This window comes from Cellulomonas bogoriensis 69B4 = DSM 16987, from assembly GCF_000767165.1.
Classification (GTDB): Bacteria; Actinomycetota; Actinomycetes; order Actinomycetales; family Cellulomonadaceae; genus Actinotalea; species Actinotalea bogoriensis.
This window is the reverse complement of record NZ_AXCZ01000512.1, coordinates 1-275: the sequence shown is the minus strand read 5'-3', so window position 1 is coordinate 275 and position 275 is coordinate 1. Positions and strand designations below refer to the sequence as shown.

At 77.5% G+C, this 275-nt stretch carries 1 protein-coding gene; it reads left to right on the top strand.

Translation table 11 applies throughout. The annotated features are described in order from the left end of the window. Positions 1-28: 28 nt before the first annotated feature. Positions 29-275: hypothetical protein (locus tag N869_RS16245; RefSeq protein WP_156968626.1), on the top strand; the 247-nt coding region annotated here is incomplete at its 3' end.

The window sequence follows — 275 nt, the reverse complement described above, 5'->3', positions numbered from 1 at the left end:
ACGGGTCCTGGTCGGCCAGAGCCCCGACGTGGCCGTCGTGACGGTCGCCGGTGACCTGCTGACCCCGGTCCGCGCGGCCGGGGGCGCGGCAGGTGGTCCCAGCGCCCTGGAGCTGCAGGGCGCGCTGGACGACGCACGACGCAGGCATGGCGAGGCCGTCGCGACCGGGGAACGCGCACGGTTCGCGGCCCTGGAGGCCGAGCGCGCGCAGTCGGAGGCGTCCGAGCGCCACGAGCGGACGCTGGAACGCCTCCACGAGTCGGACGCGGCGCTCG